The sequence below is a fragment of the Microbacterium sp. AISO3 genome (assembly GCF_002204305.1).
Lineage (GTDB): Bacteria > Actinomycetota > Actinomycetes > Actinomycetales > Microbacteriaceae > Microbacterium > Microbacterium arborescens.
Window position 1 is genome coordinate 335495 of the sequence record NZ_NHRF01000001.1, and the last position, 15674, is coordinate 351168.

The following is a 15674-nucleotide window of genomic DNA, read 5'->3' on the forward strand; positions in this document are numbered from 1 at the left end:
GATATCACGCCGACGGCGGCTCCTGAGCCGCGATCCGAGGCCCAATGCATGGTCCGTTCAGCCTCGCTGACTACGATGAAGCAACCATCCGCCTGCCTGAGGAGCCCAGTGGGACTACTTGACAGCTTCGAGAAGGGTCTCGAGCGTGCCGTCAACGGCGCCTTCGCCAAGACCTTCCGCAGCGGCGTCCAGCCGGTGGAGATCGCCTCGGCCCTCCGCAGCGAACTCGACAAGAAGGCCGCGGTCGTCAGCCGCGACCGCATCCTCGTTCCGAACGCCTTCACGGTGCGCCTCTCCGACAACGACGCCGAGCGCATGAACGCCATCGGGCCCGCTCTTCTCGACGAGCTGCGCGGAATGGTCGAGAAGCACGCGAAGGCGCAGGGCTACTCGTTCTCGGGCGCCGTGACCGTGACGCTCCAGGCCGACCCGCAGCTGTCGACCGGCACCGTCCGCGTCGACTCCAACTCGGACGCGGGCGCCCGCGTGTCGTGGCAGGCCGTGCTCGACATCGACGGGACGCGGCATCCGATCGTCGCGGCCCGCACCGTCATCGGGCGCGGCAGCGACGCCGACATCACCATTCCGGATGCCGGAACCAGCCGGAAGCACGTCGAGATCCTCTGGGACGGCGAGCGCGCCATGGTGCGCGACCTCGGTTCCACCAACGGCACCCAGCTCAACGGCTCGCGCGTCAGCGAGGCCGCTCTGCCGTCGGACGGCGTCGTGCGGATCGGTCGCACCGACATCGTCTTCCGCGTCGTCCCGCAGGCTCAGGCTCCCGCACGTCCGCGGATGTCGGCGGCCGACGCGACCCGCATGTACGACACCCGAGGTGACGTCCGATGAGTCCGCTGACCCTCCTGCTGCTGCAGATCGGCTTCCTGGTACTGCTGTGGTTCTTCGTCTTCGCCGTCGTGTACTCGCTGCGCGCCGACCTGTTCGGCGTCAAGGTGCGCAAGCTCCCCGAGCCGGCCGCCGCCGGTGCCGCGCCCGCGGCGAGCCCCGCGGTCACCCGTCCGCCCACGTCGTCTCCGGATGCCGCGACCGCCGCAGTCGGCGCCGTCGGCACGCCCGCGCCGGCGGGCAAGGGCGGAAAGGCGACGACCGACGCCGTGTCGCGCATCGTCATCACGAGCGGCCCCAAGGCGGGCCTCGAGCTTCCGCTCGGCTCCGAGCCGCTGACCATCGGCCGCTCGAGCGAGTCGGGTCTCGTCATCCGCGACGACTACACGTCGAGCCACCACGCGCGCCTGGTGCTGTGGGGCAACCAGTGGATGATCCAGGACCTCGATTCGACCAACGGCACGTGGCACGACGGCGAGCGCGTCGCTTCTCCGGTTCCGGTCGTCGTGGGAGCGCCGATCAAGGTCGGCGCGACGACGTTCGAACTGCGGAAGTAGCCCGCACGCATGGTTTTCCAGGGCTCCAGCGCCGCCATCTCGCATACCGGGAAGGTGCGCTCGAACAACCAGGACTCGGGCTTCTGCGGCTCGAACCTGTTCGTCGTCGCCGACGGCATGGGCGGGCACGCCGGCGGTGACGTCGCGTCGAGCCTGGCGGTCCGACGGCTCGAGAGTCTCGACCACGCCTTCTCGTCGACGACCGAGGCAGAGGCCGCGCTGCGCGAGGCGCTGGCCGACACGGCCGCGGAGCTGATCAGCACCGTCAAGGTGCGCCCCGAGCTCGCCGGCATGGGAACCACCGTCAGCGCGCTCGTCATGGTCGACGAATACGCCGTGATCGCCCACATCGGCGATTCGCGCCTCTACCTCTTCCGCGACGGGACGCTCACCCAGATCACGACGGACCACACCTTCGTGCAGCGCCTGGTCGACTCGGGTCGCATCACCCCGGAGGAGGCCCGGTATCACCCGCGCCGTTCGGTGCTGATGCGCGTGCTCGGCGACATGGACCCCGATCCCGAGATCGACACGTTCATCATGCCCACGCAGCCCGGCGACCGATGGCTGCTGTGCTCCGACGGACTGTCGGGCGTCGTCGACGACGCGCACACCGCGAAGGCGCTCGGGCAGGGCTGGGCCCCCGGTCGCACCGCCGACAGCCTCCTCAAGCAGGCCCTCGACGGCGGAGCGCCCGATAACGTCACGATCGTCATCGTCGACGTCGGAGGTCAGCACCCCCTCTTCAGCGGACCGCCGACCGTCGTCGGCTCGGCGTCGCACCCGCTCGGCATCGAGGTGCCCGCAGCGCGTCCGCAGCGCAGCAGCTGGCTGCATCCTGCCCGGCAGGCCGCGAACGAGCCCACGCACTTCGAACCGGCCGCCGAGTTCCTCGAGGAACTGATCGAGGAGGACCGCCGCCGCGCACGCCGGCGCCGGCTCACCTGGTTCGCGGGCTTCATCGTCATCCTCGCGGCGATCGGCGTCGTGCTGTTCGGCGCCTACAGCTGGACGCAGACCCGCTTCTTCGTGGGCGTCGACGAGGACACGGTCGTGATCTACCGCGGCATCCCGCCGAGCATCGGACCGATCTCGCTCTCCTCGCCCGAAGAGGACACCGGGATCGCCCTCGCCGACCTGGCTCCGTACCAGTTGGACCTGGTCAAGCAGACGATCACGGCCGACTCCCTCGCGGATGCACGAGCCATCGTCGAGAACCTGCGCGTGGACGGAGGATCATCGTGACCGGCACCGCCGTCTCGGCCGACACCTCGGTCATCAAGGCGCTGCGCAAACTGCGGATGCCGCAGACGCAGCGCAACCGCGAGCTCGGCTTGCTGCTCTTCGCGTTCGTCATCAACGCCGCCGCGCTCGCCCTCGTGCAGCTCGGCAAGAACGACGCGATCGACTCCTCGTTCCTGATCTACTGCGCCGTGCTCGACGCGGTCGCGCTGGCGATCCACGTGGTGCTGCGCCTGCGCGCACGCGACGCAGATCCCTTCGTCGTTCCGATCGCGACGCTGCTGTCGGGCATCGGCATCGCCATGATCTACCGGATCGACCTCGAGGGCACCTCCGCGGGCTGGGACATGCTTGCCGTGCGCCAGATCGTCTGGTGCGCGATCGCCCTGGTGGCCGCTCTCATCGTGGTCATCGCCCTGCGCAACTACCGCGTGCTGTTCCGGTACACCTACGTCTTCGGGTTCGCCGGCATCGCCCTGCTGCTCCTGCCGTTCATCCCCGGCCTGGGTGTCGAGGCCGGCGCCGACGTCTGGGTGTCCATCGGCGGAATCGTCTCGTTCCAGCCGGGAGAGCTGGCGAAGATCGCCCTGGCGATCTTCTTCGCGGGTTACCTCGTGCGCACGCGCGAATCGCTCACATCGGTCGGCACCCGTTTCCTCGGTATCACGTGGCCGCGCGCTCGCGAGCTCGGCCCGGTGCTGGTCATCTGGGTGATCTCCCTCGGGATCATCGTGCTCCAGCGCGACCTCGGTACCGGAACCCTGATCTTCGGCATGTTCATCGCGATGCTCTACGTCGCGACCGGCAAGACGAGCTGGGTGATGATCGGCCTGAGCCTCGTGGTGGCCGGCGGTGCGATCGCCTCGCAGGTGCTCCCCTACGTCAAGGGGCGATTCCAGAACTGGCTGAACCCGTTCGACCCGGCGAACATCGACGCGGCCGGCGGTAGCTTCCAGCTCGTGAACGGCCTCTACGGTCTCGCGAAGGGCGGCTTCATCGGCACGGGACTCGGCCAGGGCCGCCCGTGGATGACGCCACTCTCGCAGAGCGACTACATCTTCCCCAGCCTCGGTGAGGAGCTGGGCCTCATCGGCCTCTTCGCCCTGCTGTGCCTCTACATGGTCTTCACGAGCCGCGGCGTCCGCATCGGCCTGGCCGGTCAGGACGACTTCGGCAAGCTCCTCGCGACCGGCCTGTCGTTCACGATCGCGCTGCAGGTCTTCATCATGGTCGGCGGCGTCACCCGCGTCATCCCGCTCACGGGGCTGACGACGCCGTTCCTGGCTGCCGGCGGATCGTCGCTCGTGGCGAACTGGATCATCGTGGCCCTCCTCCTCCGCATCTCGGATGCGGTTCGCTCTCGACCCCGGGTGGTGATCGGATGACCAAGGAACTGCGGCGACTCAGCTTCGTGATGCTGGCGATGTTCCTCGCGCTGTTCATCTCGACCAGCTGGATCCAGGTGATCCAGGCCCAGGCGCTGAACGAGAACCCGGGCAACCGGCGAACGCTGTACGACTCTTTCGAGGTGCAGCGCGGGTCGATCATCGCGGGCGGCTCGGTCGTGGCGGCATCCGTGCCGAGCGGCGATATCTACTCATGGCAGCGCCAGTACACGGATGCCGCCATGTGGGCGCCGATCACGGGCTGGATCAACCCCGTGCTCGGCTCACCTGCATCAGGGATCGAGCAGATCATGAACCAGTCGCTCTCGGGCACCGATGACACGCAGTTCCTCGCCCGCCTCGAGCAGATCATCTCGGGTGCACCCGCGCGCGGGTCGAACGTGCTGCTCACGATCGACCCCCAGATCCAGCAGGCCGCGTTCGACGCCCTGCAGGGGTACGAAGGCGCCGTCATCGCGAGCGACCCGTCCACCGGACGCATCCTCGCGATGGTGACGAGCCCGAGCTTCGACACCAACCTTCTCGCGTCGCACGACTCGGCCGGCGTCAACGCCGCGTACGACGAGCTCGCGGCGGACCCGCTGAAGCCGCTGTTCAACCGCGCGATCGGCGGCGACCTCAATCCGCCGGGATCGACCTTCAAGCTGGTGGTGACCTCGGCTGCACTCTCTTCGGGCAAGTACACGCCCGAGTCGACGTTCCCGAATCCCGCAACCTGGACCATTCCGGGAACGAGCAACACGCTCCACAACTTCGACCTGGGCACGTGCGGTCCGGGCGAGACCGTGACGCTCGCAACCGCGCTGCGGCTCAGCTGCAACATCCCGATGGCCGAGCTCGCCGTCGAGCTCGGAGACGACGCCATCCGCGAAGAGGCCGAGAAGTTCGGCTTCAACAGCGAGATGGAGATCCCGCTCCCGGCCGCCGCATCCGAGTACCCCCGCGGACTGAACGACGCCCGCACGGCGCTCTCCGGCTTCGGGCAGGGCGACGTCACCGCGACACCGCTGCAGATCAACCAGGTCTCGGCAGGCATCGCGAACGGCGGGATGGTGATGAAGCCGCAGTTGCTCGACTCCGTCGTCGCACCCGATCTGACCGTGCAGGAGAAGTTCGAGCCGAGCGAGTTCCAACGCGCTCTCAGCACGGATGTCGCGGAGCAGATGCGCACGCTCATGGTCGCCAATGTCCGTGACGGTGCGGCGAGCGGTGCAAGAATAGACGGCGTCGATGTCGCCGGAAAAACGGGCACTGCGGAGCACGGTCCAGGCGATCCGTACACGTTGTGGTTCACCGGCTTCGCGCCGGCGGACAACCCCCAGGTGGCCGTCACAGTGATGGTCGAGAACGGGGGCGGCCAGGGGCAGGCCGGGACGAGCAGCGGGATCGCAGCCCCCATTGCGAAGAAGGTTATCGAGGCGGTGCTGAACAGATGAGACCCATGCAAGGCGTGAGCTTCGGCGGGCGTTACGAACTGGATTCGCGGATCGCGATCGGCGGTATGGGCGAGGTGTGGGAAGCCACTGACCACGTCATCGGCCGCACCGTCGCGATCAAGATCCTCAAAGACGAGTACATGGGCGACCCCGGGTTCCTCGAGCGCTTCCGCGCCGAGGCCCGCCACGCCGCACTCGTGAACCACGAGGGCATCGCGAGCGTCTTCGACTACGGCGAGGAGAACGGCAGCGCGTTCCTCGTGATGGAGCTCGTTCCCGGTGAGGCACTGTCCACGATCCTCGAGCGTGAAGGCTCGCTGTCGTCGGACAAGACGCTCGACATCGTCGCCCAGACCGCGTCGGCCCTGCAGGCCGCTCACGCGGCGGGCCTCGTGCACCGCGATATCAAGCCGGGCAACCTGCTCATCACGCCCGACGGTCGCGTGAAGATCACCGACTTCGGCATCGCGCGCATCGCCGACCAGGTGCCGCTGACTGCGACCGGTCAGGTCATGGGCACGGTGCAGTACCTCTCCCCCGAGCAGGCCTCGGGGCACCCAGCATCCCCGGCGACCGACATCTACTCGCTCGGCATCGTCGCGTACGAGTCCGTCGCGGGCAAGCGCCCGTTCACGGGCGAGTCGCAGGTCGCGATCGCCATGGCGCAGATCAACGAGCAGCCCCCGCCGCTTCCCGCCACCGTCTCCGACCCGGTGCAGAGGCTCATCCTCGCGATGATCGCCAAGAAGCCCGACGACCGTCCGGCCTCCGCGTCGGCCGTCGCGCGCGCGGCATCCGCTCTCCGCCGCGGCGATCTGGCCGCCGCCCACGCCGCTGTCCCGGCGATCGTGGCCGGTGCCGGCACGAGCGATGTCACGCAGCTGCTCCCCGCCGAAGGAGGCGACACCGCGACGCTGCTGCTCCCGGCCGGGGCCGCCGCGGCCGGTGCCGGGCTCGCGGCCGCGGGTTCGGCGGGCGCCGCGTCCGAAGCGGCCGCCGTGGACGACAACCTGACCGAGACCCCCAAGCGCAAGCGCAGCCGGTGGACGTGGCCCCTCGTCGCTCTCATCGCCCTGCTCGTCATCGTGCTCGGCGGCACCCTGTTCGCCCTGCTGTCCGGCAACGGCGACCCCGAGCCCGCTCCCACGACGCCGACCGAGTCGGCGCCCTCGACCCCGGCCAACACGCCGTCGACCCCGGCGAGTCCGAGCGCGGCAACGACGATCAACGTCGACGGGCTGGGGCTGACGGGGCGTTCGTGCGAGGACGCCCTCGCGGTCGCCGCTCGCGCGGGCCTCGAGAACGTCACCTGCGCACCCGGGAACCCCGCTCCGAGCGAGGACCAGGTCGGACAGGTCTACGACGTCGTCCCGCTCGGCAACGTCAAGGCCACCGATTCGGTGACCCTGACCTCTTACGCGGAGCAGAGCCCGCTCGGCGCACCCTCCGCTCCGACGATCCAGTCCAACGGTCAGACCGCCACCAGCGTCACCGCCGGCTCCACCGTGCAGGTGATGTGGTCGAGCTACTCCTGCCCGGCAGGTCTCACGCCTTCGGAGTACCGCTTCACGGTCTCGGGCGGCACGTTCGGCAACGGCCAGACCACCTCGAGCTTCAGCCTGAACCAGCGTCCCGCGCCGGTCACGGTCGGAGACTCCGGCGCGCTCTCCGTCACCTACACCGTGACCTGTGCGGGTGAGAGCGGCGACCGCACGTCGCCCGCCTCCCCCGAGGCGGCCGCCACGATTCAAACGGCGCCTTCTCCGACCCCCAGCCAGAACGGCAACGGCGGCAACAACGGTGGCGGAAACGGCAACGGCGGAAACGACGACTGACCCGGTTCGACCATGAGTCCCACATCCGAGTACGAGTCGAACGCAGGGAGTGACGTGTCGGCAGAGCAACGTGTGCTGTCAGGGCGCTACCGCATCGACGAGCCCATCGGGCGCGGCGGAATGGCGAGCGTGTATCGGGGATACGACGTGACCCTCGGGCGCGACGTGGCCATCAAGGTGCTCAAGCGCGAGCTCGCGGACGACCCCGGTTTCCGCATGCGGTTCCGTCTGGAGGCCCAAGCGGCATCGCGGATGGCCCACCCGTCGATCGTGCGCGTGTTCGACGCCGGGGAGGATACCGAGATCGACCCCGACGGCAGCGAGCACTCCGTGCCGTACATCGTCATGGAGCTCGTGACGGGCCGCCTGCTCAAGGACATGGTCGAAGCCGGACCGCTCTCCGAGGAGGATGCCGTGCGCTACGTCGACGGCATCCTCGAGGCCCTCGAGTACTCGCACCGCGCCGGGGTCGTGCACCGCGACATCAAGCCCGGGAACGTCATGATCACCGACGCCGGGAACGTCAAGGTGATGGACTTCGGCATCGCCCGTGCAGTTTCGGACTCGTCGTCCACGGTCGCCGAGACGACCGCGATCATCGGCACGGCCGCCTACTTCTCCCCCGAGCAGGCCAAGGGCGAGCCCGTCGACGCGCGCGCCGACCTCTACTCGACGGGTGTCGTGCTCTACGAGCTGCTCACCGGCCGCGCGCCCTTCCGGGGCGAGACGCCGGTGGCGGTCGCCTACCAGCACGTCAGCGAGGCGCCGCTGCCGCCGTCGGAGATCGTCGACGAGGTACCGCGGGCGCTCGATGCGGTCGTGCTGCGTGCCCTCGCGAAGAGTCCGTTCCAGCGATTCCAGGACGCCACGGAGTTCCGGGCCGCGCTCGACCAGGCGGTCGGCGGCAAGCAGCCGACGAAGCGTCAGATGGGCGCTCTTGCGAGCGAGCTGTACGGACCGGATCCGCGTCACGCGGCCGAGACGGCGCGGTCGCTGCGTCAGCTCAGCACCGACAACACCATGCGCCGTACGCAGTCCGGCCCGCCCGTGAGCTGGATCTGGGCCGGCGTTGCAGTACTGGCGGCGCTGCTGATCGCGGTGCTCATCTGGGTGCTCGCCTTCCGCGACACCGGGACGACCGTTCCCAGCACCTCGCGCACCGTCCCCGAGGTCTCCGGGAAGTCCTGGGACCTCGCGGAGAACCTGATCGAAGAGGCGGAGCTCGATCCCGTCCGCTCCGACCGCAGCGACGACGCGGTGCCGGCAGGCGACGTCATCGGCACCGAACCGGCCGCGGGTATCACCCTGTCCCCCGGACAGCGCGTCACCGTCTACGTCTCGACCGGCCAGGAGATGGCCACCGTCCCGACGCTGCAGAACCTCTCACGCACCGAAGCGACCGAGGCGCTGCAGCGCGCCGGACTGCAACTGGGAACCGTGCGATCCCGCAACGATCCGACCCTGCCCGCCGGCACGGTCATCGAGGCCTCCGCTCCCGAGGGCTCAGCGCTCGCGATGGGATCGTCGGTGAACCTCGTGGTCGCGAGCGGCACCGTGACCCTGGTCGACCTCACCGGGTACACCGTCGAGGCAGCCGAGCGCGAGCTCCAGCAGGAGTCGCGTCAGCTGATCCCCGAGGTGGTCGAGGATCCGGGCTGTGCCGCGGATGCCGGCGGACGCACGGTCTCGTCGCAGTCGCTTGCACCGGGCGAGGTGCCGATCGGATCGACGGTCACCCTCCGGGTCTGCACCGGCAGCTGAGAGCAGCGCCTCGTCCGATCAGGCAGCGCCGACATCCCGTCGATGCGGATGCAGCCGGGCGCCACGCTCCCGCGCGGTGATCAGCCCGAGCGAGCCCAGCCAGTTTCCCAGCATCCGGTATCCGCCCTGAGTCAGCACGGACTCAGGGTGGAACTGGACGCCGACGATGGGTGCGACTCGGTGGGCGATCGCCATGACGGTGCCGCCCGGGGCCAGCGCGGTCACCCGCAGCTCGGCCGGCAGCGTCGCTGGGTCGACGGCGAGGGAGTGGTACCTGCCCGCCGTGAAGGTGTCGGGCAGTCCGTCGAAGAGGAACGACCCGTCGTGCCGCACGTCCGAGGTCATCCCGTGCATGAGCTCCGGCGCCTCGCCCACGGTGGCACCGAAGGCGACGGCGATCGCCTGATGACCGAGACACACCCCGAGCAGGGGAACCGCGGATGCCGCGGCCGCCCGTACGACGGCGATCGATGCACCCGCGTCCTCGGGAGTCCCGGGCCCGGGCGAGACGAGGACGCCGTCGTAGCCTGTCAGGACGCGTGAGGGGTCGAGGACGGCATCCGACTCCACCATCTCGGTCTCGGCGCCGAGTTCACGCAGATAGCCGACGAGGGTGTGGATGAAGCTGTCGTGATTGTCGATCACGAGGACGGCGGTCACCCTACCGTCGACTCCTCGCCGGGGGCGAAGAACGGCGCGACGGCGGGGAACACCCAGAAGAAGAGTGCGTAGACGGCCGCGGCCGCGAGGATGAGCAGGAAGACCACCCGGAGCCACCACGGCCCGGGGAGAACTCGCCACAGCGCTCCGTACATCAGGCGGAGACTCCCTCTGTCAGCGACGCCGGCGGTCCCGCCGAGGTCGGGGTGAACTCTTCGAAGACCGCATACGAGATGATGCGCTCGAGCATGTTGAGCTTCGGCGCGCAGCTCGTGAGGGTGAGGTACTTGCCGTTGGCACTGACATCCACCTGCTGCGGAACCGGGTTGAGCACCTCGATGGCGGTGTCCTGCACGTACTCGACGTTCCGGAAGCGGTAGGTGTACCAGCCGTCCTGGGTCTGAATGACGATCGCGTCGCCGACGACGAGCCGGTCGACCGGGTCGAAGGGCGCACCGGAAGTCCAGCGGTGCGCGGCGACCGCCATGTTGCCGTCGGCGCCCGGCATCGCCGATCCCTCGTAGTGACCGATGCGCCCCTGGTCGAGGATCGCCTTCTTGCCCGTGCCGTTGGCGATCGTGAACTGCCAGTCGGGACCGAAGCGCGGGACATACATGATGCCGAACTCGGCGCCCGGTTCGGGCTCGGCCATCACGGGAATCGCCGCAGGGTCTGCCGGCCCGGATTCTCCGGTGGGCGTCGGAGCCTCTTGCGCCTGCGTCTGCCACTGCTGCGCCAGCGCGGCGGCCTCGGCTTGCTTCTGCGATCCGATGATCATGTCGCCGAACCACATCTGCCAGCTCACGAAGAGCAGCATCACGACACCGGCGGTGAGGAGGAGCTCGCCGAACACGCTGATCACACTCGCGCGTCGCCGCGGACGCACCTGCGACCGACGTGAGCGTAGGGTCGGCGTACGGGTGCTCTGCACAGTCGCAGAGTTTATCCCTCGGCCCTGGAAGATCTCACTGTGGCGACGAGCCCACGGACCGAACCGGGCGTCGGCACGTCGATCCAGAGCCGGATGCTGCCGGTTCTGGCACCTGCGCCGTTCACGACGGCGGCTCCTCCGAGGTCATCGAGCAGCGGATGCATTTCGGCCGCGATCGACTGCGGCAGGTATCCGACGCCACGGCCGTTCGAGAAGGCGGCGACGTTGCCGCTGCCCCGGGATGCGTCCACCTCGGTACGCAGGACATAGGCACGCGGATGACGGCTCTGTCGCTCGCGGTCGTTGACCAGATAGTGGGTACGTTCCAGTCTCACCGCCCGCGACGGCAGTTGCCGAAGATCCGGCAGGTCATCGTGCCGGCTGACGCGACCGGTTACTGCGTGGACGATCTGTTCCCACCATGCGGGCATATCGGCCCCTCTCGATTCGGCATGCCGTCACCGAGGCGGAGCACTCCCCTACTTTCTCACGGCGGGCCTGTGGGAGTCCTGACGGGTGAGCCCGGGCGCTTCGAGGTCCGACGGCTAGGATTCTCCCATGGCATCTTCGAGCGACCACGACGACCCGACCGTGGAGCGACGCCCCGCAGATGACGCACCTAACCCGGTCTGGTTCAAGCCGATCATGCTGGGACTGATGCTCATCGGACTCGTGTGGGTGCTCGTCTTCTACCTGAGCAACTCCACCCTCCCCGTTCCCGGCATCGGCGGCTGGAACCTGGTGATCGGTTTCGGAATCGCCTTCGTGGGCTTCCTCATGACCACGCGGTGGCGCTGACCAGTTCTCCACATCGGGTGAATCACACCGGTGTGATTCCATCCCCACCTGGGGATAGACCTGTGGATAACTTTCGTCAGTACAGCGCGAGGGGCACGGCGAGCAGGGCGACCAAGGCCGCCGCGGTGGCGCCGAGCAACCAGATCTGGAGCTTCCGGCGCCGGATCGTCCGGGTGCGCGCGTAGATCAGTCCGACCAGAGCGCCCGCAGCCAGTCCGCCCACATGCGCCTGCCACGAGATCTGGACGCCGCCCCCGCCGCCGAGCCCGCTCGTGAGCAGGGGCAGGAACGTGATGACGAGGTTGATCCCGAGGACGACGGCGATGCCTGTGATGTTCGCGCCGATGTGACGGCCGATCACGAGCAAGGCGCCGAAGAGTCCGAAGATCGCGCCCGATGCTCCGACGACCGCGGACGTGAAGCCGAACAGGACGACCGCGACGGATCCCCCGAGGCCACTGAGCACGTAGAGCCACAGGAAACGACTGCGTCCGAGCATCGGTTCGAGGCTGCGCCCCAGCATCCACAGCGCGAGCATGTTGAGCCCGACGTGCCAGAAGCCGCTGTGCACGAACAGCACCGTGAACAGCCGCCATGGCTGGAAGGTCCCGCTGAACTGCGGGTAGAGCAGCGGCGGGTACAGCGCCAGAAGCGACTGCACCGCCGCGCCCGCGCCGGGAATGAGTCCCACGACGAAGGCGAAGAACGTCACGCCGATGATCCCGTACGTGACCAACGGCCGGGAATCGTCGGAGCGCACCGCACGCAGGATGCGCGGTGCACGGCGGGGACGCGGCGCGCCCGAGCTCTTCTGCTGATCACGCAGACATTCGGGGCAGATCACACCGACGGGCATCTGCGTCTGGCATTCCGCGCAGATGGTGCGCAGGCACCGCTGGCAGAGCACGAAGCTCTGTCGATCGGGATGCCGGTAACAGAAGTTGTCGGGGTTGCTCCGCAGCTCGGACGCGCTCACGTACCGCCTCAGACCGTGACGACGTCGATCGACGAGATGACCACCGGGTCGACCGGACGGTCCTGCGCGCCGGTCTTCACCGAGGCGATCGTGTCGACGACCTGACGCGACGCGTCATCCGCGACCTCGCCGAAGATGGTGTGCTTGCCCTGCAGCCAGGGGGTCGGGTCGGTGGTGATGAAGAACTGCGAGCCGTTCGTGCCCTCGGCCTTGCCGGTGATCGCGTTGCGGCGCAGTCCGGCGTTGGCCATGGCGAGGATGTAGGGCTTCTGGAAGTCCAGCTCGGGGCTGATCTCATCGTCGAAGTTGTAGCCGGGGCCGCCGATGCCCTGGCCGAGCGGGTCGCCGCCCTGGATCATGAAGTTCGGGATGATGCGGTGGAAGATGACGTCGGTGTAGAGCGCGCCCTCGCCGGGCTTGCCCGTGGCGGGGTCGGTCCACTCCTGCGAACCGTCGGCGAGGCCGATGAAGTTCTTCACCGTACGGGGGGCCTGGTCGCCGAAAAGGTTGACGACGATGTCGCCGTGGTTGGTGTGGATCGTCGCTACTGCGGTGTGCTGAGGCATGTGTGCCATTCTCGCACCTGTCAATGCCCTGCTGGCTGGAGCGCTCTCTGGCAAGATGAGGGAAAACGTCCCACGATGCAGGGAGGGCCCACGTGAGCCTCAGCCGCAAGCGCAAGAAGCAACTCCGCAAGCTCCAGAAGCAGGCGAACACCCTGTGGGAGTCGCAGCAGGTCCTGATGGGAGAGGCCGCCAAAGTCGCACGCGACGCCGGCCACCAGCTGGGCAACTACAACCGCGAGCACGTCAAGCCCGCCGTTCAGAACACCTACGAGCAGTACGCGGCGCCGTACGTCGACAAGAGCGTCCGCGCCACCCGCAAGGTGTACAACGGCGCCCTCATCCCCGCCGCTGGTGCCGTCGTGGGCGGCGCCCTCTCGGTGTGGGATGCCGCGAACGACACGCGTGAGCGCCTCGCCCACGGCCGCGGCGTCGACCTCGACCTGACGTCGGTCAAGAAGAAGGCCGCCAAGTACGGCAAGAAGGCGACGAAGAAGTTCCAGTCGCGTGCCGCACTGCCCGAGCCGAAGAAGAAGCGTGGCGCCGGTGGCGTCATCGCCCTGGTCCTCGGTGTCGCTGCCGCCGCCGGCGTGCTCTACGCCGCATGGCAGACGCTCCGCGCCGACGACGAGCTGTGGGTTGCCGACGACCCGCTGCGCGCTCCCGACGCCTGAATCGGATGACCGACGACATCGAGCCCACGTCTCGGGTCCGCCTCGCTGCGGCCGAGCGTGGGCTCGATGTCGTCGTGCGACCGCGTCCGGACGCTTCCAGCCTCGATGAGGCCGCAGCGCTCCTCGGACTCGAGCCCGACGACATCGTGAAGACTCTCGTGGTCAAGCGCAGCGACGACACCTACCTGTTCGCGCTCGTCCCGGGCGACCGGGTGATCTCTTGGCCGAAGCTCCGGGCGCTCGTGGGAGTCAACAAGCTGCGCCTGCCCGAGCCTGAGCTCGCCCTGGCGGCCACGGGTTACGAACGCGGCACGATCGTGCCCATCGGCAGCACTCACGACTGGCCGGTCTTCGCCGATTCGTCCATCGCGGGCCGACGCATCGCGATGGGTGCCGGCGCGCACGGGTACAGCCTGTTCGTCGACGCCGATGCTCTCATCGCCGCCTACGGCGCGACTGTCGCCGACATCACCGAGCAGCGTTCGCGCTGACTGTGTCGGATCGCCCCGCCGCAGATCGCAGTCGCCCCGACAGTGCGAGCGCGAGTGCAGCGAGCGCGGCGGTCACGGCGAAGACGGTCGCGATCGCTGCGTGAAGGCTCTCGGCCGCGCCGGCCGCTGACGCGACGATCGCTCCGCCCACGCCCGCGATGACAGCGGTGGCGAGCGTCTGAGCCAGTTGCAGCGCACTGCTGACCTGGCCCTGCTGTCCGTCGGGGGCCTGTTCCATCGTGTCCGTGGTCGACGCATTGAAGGCGATGCCCATGCCCAGTCCCCCGATGGCCCAGCCACCGATCGCGCACCACCCGGGAACCGCGTCCACCAGAGCGGTGACGGCGATAGCGACTGTGCCGAGGAGGAGAACAGCCGCTCCCCCGGCAACCGCGCGCGAACGGCGCCCGTGATGGCGACGGTCCCACCGGGCCTGGAGCAGCGAACCGGCCACCCAGGTCAGGGCGCCCGCTGAGAGCGCCAGGCCCGCCGCTGCCGGAGTCTGCCCGCGCAGTTCCTGGAACGCGAGCGGGAGGAACGCCTCGCTGCCGAAGTAGGCGCCACTGAGGAGCAGGCGAACGATCACGCCGGCTCCGAGACCGGCGCGGGCGGACAGCGTTCCCTCCGGCGTCACCCGGCGGAACGCGACGAGCGCGACGCCGAGCCCCAGGATCGCACCGACCGCCATCAGCACGAGGTCTGCGAGCAGCAGAGCCTGGAGCAGCAGCGCCGTTCCGAGGGTGAGCAGGAGCGAGCTGGCGAGGGGCCCACGCCACCACCGCGCTCCACGGGCGGTCGTCTTCTGCGCGTGAGCCGGGCCGGCGTCCGCCACCCGGCGCAGTCGCGGGAGCGTGAGCGCCATGGCCGCGATGATCAACGGGACCATCGCGACGAACACCCACCGCCAGCCCACGAGGTCGGCGGCTATCCCCGCCAGGAGCGGCCCGACGAGTGAGGGAATGGTCCACGCCGACGACAGCAACGCGAACATCTGCGCTCGGAGCGACTCCGGATATGCGCGCCCGATCGCGGTGTAGCTCGCAGCCATCACCGCCCCGACGCCGATTCCCTGGACCACCCGCCCGAGCAGGAAGAGCGACCACGAGCCCGAGACACCGGCGATCATGCACCCCGTCAGGAAGACCAGCATGCCGAGCGCCAGCGGACGCGCCGCTCCCCGCCGATCGGCCATGTGGCCCGCGGTCACGGTTCCCACGATGTTCGCGAGCATCAGCGCCGACAGCCCCCACCCGTAGGCGCCGAGCCCGTCGAGGTCGCGGGCGATCACGGGCAGCACGGTCGCGACACCGAGCGACTCGAAAGCGACCATCCCCACGGAGAGCAGGATGCCCGCGGTGAGCCCGCGGTGGCGGGCATCGAAGACCCCGCTCCGCGCAGTGGACGACGGCGACGACGCGCTTCCCCGATGTTCCGGCATCTCTGAACCCCTCGACCGATTTATGTTTAATGTCAGAACACAATATAAACGACTATCGTG

The 15674-nt window shown here is 68.8% G+C and carries 17 protein-coding genes; 10 read left to right on the forward strand and 7 right to left on the reverse strand.

Annotated elements, in window-relative coordinates; translation table 11 throughout:
• Positions 1-108 precede the first annotated feature (108 nt).
• Genes CBF90_RS01560 through pknB form a run of 7 tightly spaced genes read left to right on the forward strand, consistent with a single transcriptional unit; the run spans position 109 to position 9083 of the window.
• Complete coding sequence (locus tag CBF90_RS01560) at positions 109-849, forward strand: DUF3662 and FHA domain-containing protein (protein WP_088379734.1); 741 nt, start codon at positions 109-111, stop codon at positions 847-849.
• Positions 846-1403 (forward strand): FHA domain-containing protein, encoded by a 558-nt coding sequence (locus CBF90_RS01565; RefSeq protein WP_064955281.1) that lies wholly within the window; start codon positions 846-848, stop codon positions 1401-1403. The genes CBF90_RS01560 and CBF90_RS01565 overlap by 4 nt, the downstream gene beginning before the upstream one ends.
• A gap of 9 nt (positions 1404-1412) precedes the next feature.
• On the forward strand, positions 1413-2648 hold the full coding sequence (locus CBF90_RS01570; protein WP_088379735.1) for a PP2C family serine/threonine-protein phosphatase: 1236 nt from the start codon (positions 1413-1415) through the stop codon (positions 2646-2648).
• A gap of 56 nt (positions 2649-2704) precedes the next feature.
• Positions 2705-4030, forward strand: coding sequence for an FtsW/RodA/SpoVE family cell cycle protein (locus CBF90_RS01575; protein ID WP_088379883.1), 1326 nt, complete (start codon positions 2705-2707; stop codon positions 4028-4030).
• On the forward strand, positions 4027-5487 hold the full coding sequence (locus tag CBF90_RS01580; protein WP_088379736.1) for a penicillin-binding protein 2: 1461 nt from the start codon (positions 4027-4029) through the stop codon (positions 5485-5487). The genes CBF90_RS01575 and CBF90_RS01580 overlap by 4 nt, the downstream gene beginning before the upstream one ends.
• The gene (locus CBF90_RS01585; protein WP_071918825.1) at positions 5484-7322 is read left to right on the forward strand and encodes a serine/threonine-protein kinase; all 1839 of its coding nucleotides are present in this window, start codon (positions 5484-5486) and stop codon (positions 7320-7322) included. Before CBF90_RS01580 ends, CBF90_RS01585 begins: the two co-directional genes overlap by 4 nt.
• Before the next feature lie 12 nt (positions 7323-7334).
• Entirely contained in the window at positions 7335-9083 is a 1749-nt protein-coding gene (gene pknB / locus CBF90_RS01590) for a Stk1 family PASTA domain-containing Ser/Thr kinase (RefSeq protein WP_172407765.1), read from the forward strand.
• 18 nt (positions 9084-9101) lie between these two features.
• On the opposite strand, the gene CBF90_RS01595 is transcribed toward pknB, so the two are convergent.
• The 4 genes from CBF90_RS01595 to CBF90_RS01605 all read right to left on the reverse strand — a co-directional run bounded on the left by CBF90_RS01595 (position 9102) and on the right by CBF90_RS01605 (position 11105).
• Complete coding sequence (locus CBF90_RS01595) at positions 9102-9743, reverse strand: aminodeoxychorismate/anthranilate synthase component II (protein ID WP_023953406.1); 642 nt, start codon at positions 9741-9743, stop codon at positions 9102-9104.
• Entirely contained in the window at positions 9740-9898 is a 159-nt protein-coding gene (locus CBF90_RS18160) for a hypothetical protein (RefSeq protein WP_023953408.1), read from the reverse strand. Before CBF90_RS18160 ends, CBF90_RS01595 begins: the two co-directional genes overlap by 4 nt.
• Positions 9898-10605 (reverse strand): class E sortase, encoded by a 708-nt coding sequence (locus tag CBF90_RS01600; RefSeq protein ID WP_306460392.1) that lies wholly within the window; start codon positions 10603-10605, stop codon positions 9898-9900. Before CBF90_RS01600 ends, CBF90_RS18160 begins: the two co-directional genes overlap by 1 nt.
• Positions 10606-10685: 80 nt before the next feature.
• Positions 10686-11105, reverse strand: a complete 420-nt coding sequence (locus CBF90_RS01605) for a hypothetical protein (RefSeq protein WP_088379737.1) — start codon at positions 11103-11105, stop codon at positions 10686-10688.
• 127 nt (positions 11106-11232) lie between these two features.
• Here CBF90_RS01605 and CBF90_RS01610 point away from each other — a divergent pair, with 127 nt between their 5' ends.
• A complete protein-coding gene (locus CBF90_RS01610; protein WP_023953414.1) occupies positions 11233-11472 on the forward strand; it encodes a cell division protein CrgA in 240 nt (79 codons plus the stop codon).
• A gap of 76 nt (positions 11473-11548) precedes the next feature.
• On the opposite strand, the gene CBF90_RS01615 is transcribed toward CBF90_RS01610, so the two are convergent.
• Both CBF90_RS01615 and CBF90_RS01620 read right to left on the reverse strand, forming a co-directional pair.
• The gene (locus CBF90_RS01615; protein ID WP_023953416.1) at positions 11549-12448 is read right to left on the reverse strand and encodes a rhomboid family intramembrane serine protease; all 900 of its coding nucleotides are present in this window, start codon (positions 12446-12448) and stop codon (positions 11549-11551) included.
• An 8-nt stretch (positions 12449-12456) separates the two neighbouring features.
• On the reverse strand, positions 12457-13014 hold the full coding sequence (locus CBF90_RS01620) for a peptidylprolyl isomerase (protein ID WP_036304728.1): 558 nt from the start codon (positions 13012-13014) through the stop codon (positions 12457-12459).
• A 92-nt stretch (positions 13015-13106) separates the two neighbouring features.
• On the opposite strand from CBF90_RS01620, the gene CBF90_RS01625 reads away from it, so the two are divergent.
• The gene (locus tag CBF90_RS01625; protein WP_023953420.1) at positions 13107-13685 is read left to right on the forward strand and encodes a hypothetical protein; all 579 of its coding nucleotides are present in this window, start codon (positions 13107-13109) and stop codon (positions 13683-13685) included.
• Positions 13686-13690: 5 nt separating this feature from the next.
• Positions 13691-14176 carry an aminoacyl-tRNA deacylase gene (locus CBF90_RS01630; protein ID WP_023953421.1) on the forward strand — a complete coding sequence of 162 codons (486 nt, stop codon included), beginning with the start codon at positions 13691-13693 and terminating at the stop codon, positions 14174-14176.
• On the opposite strand, the gene CBF90_RS01635 is transcribed toward CBF90_RS01630, so the two are convergent.
• The gene (locus CBF90_RS01635; RefSeq protein WP_088379738.1) at positions 14154-15614 is read right to left on the reverse strand and encodes an MFS transporter; all 1461 of its coding nucleotides are present in this window, start codon (positions 15612-15614) and stop codon (positions 14154-14156) included. The genes CBF90_RS01630 and CBF90_RS01635 overlap by 23 nt on opposite strands.
• Positions 15615-15674 lie beyond the last annotated feature (60 nt).

Bases quoted from the DNA above. Each gene is read 5' to 3' on its own strand.
- CBF90_RS01565 (WP_064955281.1), top strand. From the start codon at position 846: ATGAGTCCGCTGACCCTCCTGCTGCTGCAGATCGGCTTCCTGGTACTG.
- CBF90_RS01570 (WP_088379735.1), top strand. From the start codon at position 1,413: ATGGTTTTCCAGGGCTCCAGCGCCGCCATCTCGCATACCGGGAAGGTG.
- CBF90_RS01575 (WP_088379883.1), top strand. From the start codon at position 2,705: ATGCCGCAGACGCAGCGCAACCGCGAGCTCGGCTTGCTGCTCTTCGCG.
- CBF90_RS01580 (WP_088379736.1), top strand. From the start codon at position 4,027: ATGACCAAGGAACTGCGGCGACTCAGCTTCGTGATGCTGGCGATGTTC.
- CBF90_RS01585 (WP_071918825.1), top strand. From the start codon at position 5,484: ATGAGACCCATGCAAGGCGTGAGCTTCGGCGGGCGTTACGAACTGGAT.
- pknB (WP_172407765.1), top strand. From the start codon at position 7,335: ATGAGTCCCACATCCGAGTACGAGTCGAACGCAGGGAGTGACGTGTCG.
- CBF90_RS18160 (WP_023953408.1), bottom strand. From the start codon at position 9,898: ATGTACGGAGCGCTGTGGCGAGTTCTCCCCGGGCCGTGGTGGCTCCGG.
- CBF90_RS01605 (WP_088379737.1), bottom strand. From the start codon at position 11,105: ATGCCCGCATGGTGGGAACAGATCGTCCACGCAGTAACCGGTCGCGTC.
- CBF90_RS01610 (WP_023953414.1), top strand. From the start codon at position 11,233: ATGGCATCTTCGAGCGACCACGACGACCCGACCGTGGAGCGACGCCCC.
- CBF90_RS01620 (WP_036304728.1), bottom strand. From the start codon at position 13,014: ATGCCTCAGCACACCGCAGTAGCGACGATCCACACCAACCACGGCGAC.
- CBF90_RS01630 (WP_023953421.1), top strand. From the start codon at position 13,691: ATGACCGACGACATCGAGCCCACGTCTCGGGTCCGCCTCGCTGCGGCC.
- CBF90_RS01635 (WP_088379738.1), bottom strand. From the start codon at position 15,614: ATGCCGGAACATCGGGGAAGCGCGTCGTCGCCGTCGTCCACTGCGCGG.